The organism is Neisseria sp. P0022.S010 (assembly GCF_051956635.1).
Genome location: NZ_JBQCXF010000542.1, coordinates 1 through 1,984 on the forward strand (window position 1 = coordinate 1; position 1,984 = coordinate 1,984).

Here is a 1,984-nt window from a genome sequence, read left to right on the forward strand (position 1 = left end):
GCGGATTATAGCACAAGCAGGAAAAATGTGGATAGAGTGTTTGTTTTTAAAGAATAATTTTGATTTTGCGCCCGATTCTTATTTTGAAGCTTGGGCCGTCTGAAAAGGATTTGGTGTTAAAATGGCACCGATTTGATTTTCAGACGACCTCTTACGAAAGAATTGACCATGAACCGTAATGAAAGCTTGTTCAACCGCGCCAAAGCCATTATCCCCGGCGGCGTGAACTCTCCTGTGCGCGCATTCGGCAGCGTCGGCGGCGTGCCGCGCTTCATCAAAAAGGCAGAAGGCGCGTATGTTTGGGACGAAAACGGCACGCGTTACACCGACTATGTCGGCTCTTGGGGCCCTGCGATTGTCGGCCATGCCCATCCTGAAGTCATTGAAGCCGTGCGCGAAGCGGCATTGGGCGGTTTGTCGTTTGGTGCGCCAACTGAAGGCGAAATTGTCATTGCCGAAGAAATCGCCAAAATCATGCCGTCTGTCGAGCAGCTGCGCCTTGTCAGCTCCGGTACGGAAGCAACGATGACCGCCATTCGTTTGGCACGCGGTTTTACCGGCCGCGACAAAATCATCAAATTTGAAGGCTGCTACCACGGACATTCCGACAGCCTGTTGGTGAAAGCAGGCAGCGGTCTGCTGACGTTTGGCAATCCTTCTTCCGCCGGTGTGCCTGCCGATTTTACCAAACACACTTTGGTGCTCGAGTACAACAATATCGCCCAACTGGAAGAAGCCTTTGCCCAAAGCGGCAATGACATTGCCTGTGTAATTTTGGAGCCTTTCGTCGGTAATATGAATCTGGTTAGGCCGTCTGAAGCCTTTGTCAAAGCCTTACGCGAATTGACTGAAAAACACGGTGCCGTGTTGATTTACGACGAAGTGATGACCGGCTTCCGCGTGGCGCTGGGCGGCGCGCAATCTTTGCACGGCATCAAACCTGATTTGACCACTATAGGCAAAGTGATTGGCGGCGGTATGCCTTTGGCGGCGTTCGGCGGCCGTAAAGACATTATGGAATGTATTTCCCCGTTGGGTGGCGTGTATCAGGCAGGTACATTGTCCGGCAATCCGATTGCGGTTGCCGCCGGTTTGAAAACGCTGGAAATTATTCAGCGCGAAGGCTTCTATGAAAACCTGACTGCCCTGACCCAACGCCTCGCCAACGGTATTACCGATGCGGCTAAAGCACATGACGTTGAATTTACGGCGGACAGCGTGGGCGGTATGTTTGGTTTGTATTTTGCCAGCCATACGCCGCAAAACTATGCCGATATGGCGCGTTCCAATATCGACGGTTTCAAACATTTCTTCCACGGTATGCTTGACCGTAATGTCGCATTCGGCCCGTCCGCTTACGAAGCCGGTTTTGTTTCCGCCGCGCATACGCCTGAGTTGATTGACGAAACCATTGCTGTGGCACACGAAGTGTTCAAAGAAATGGCAAAATAAAAGCTGAAGCTGCCATGTGAAATGAAAAAAGGCCGTCTGAAAAATATTCAGACGGCCTTTCGCTATGTTAAATAAATGCTTGATTATGCTTCTTCGGCTTTGCTGCGGATAATCAGCAGAGGCAAGTGGCTTTGACGCATTACGGTTTCGGCGAAGCTGCCCATCAAGAGGTGCATCAGGCCGGTGCGGCCGTGTGTGCCGAGTACCAGCAGGTCTGCGCCGTTATTGTCGGCGTAGTCAACCAAGTCTTGCGCCATTTCGCGTGCGCCTTTGTTGGCGACCAACAGGTGTTTCACGATGTTTTCAACGCCGCTTTCACGCGCTGTTTTTTCTGCGAAATCCAAAACTTCGTTACCTTGAGCCACCGCGGCGGCTTCGTAGCTTTCGTGTTGCAGGAATTCAGGCGCCAAAGCCATGTATTCGGCAGGGTTGGCAACGTGAACCAAAGTCAGTTGGGCTTTGTTGAGGCTTGCCAGTTCGGCGGCGTGTTTCAATGCATTGAGGGAGGTCTCGCTACCGTCAACGGCTACAA

General features: G+C 51.9%; 2 protein-coding genes. One reads left to right on the top strand and one right to left on the bottom strand.

Features of this window, described 5'->3' with window-relative positions; genetic code table 11:
* Nucleotides 1-168 precede the first annotated feature (168 nt).
* The gene (gene hemL, locus ACTHUT_RS19165; RefSeq protein ID WP_250599647.1) at nucleotides 169-1,452 is read left to right on the top strand and encodes a glutamate-1-semialdehyde 2,1-aminomutase; all 1,284 of its coding nucleotides are present in this window, start codon (nucleotides 169-171) and stop codon (nucleotides 1,450-1,452) included.
* Nucleotides 1,453-1,535: 83 nt separating this feature from the next.
* Here the strand turns inward: hemL and ACTHUT_RS19170 are convergent.
* Nucleotides 1,536-1,984: universal stress protein (locus ACTHUT_RS19170; protein WP_440419430.1), on the bottom strand; the 449-nt coding region annotated here is incomplete at its 5' end.

Coding starts and splice junctions, on each gene's coding strand:
- hemL (WP_250599647.1), top strand. CDS start 169: ATGAACCGTAATGAAAGCTTGTTCAACCGCGCCAAAGCCATTATCCCC.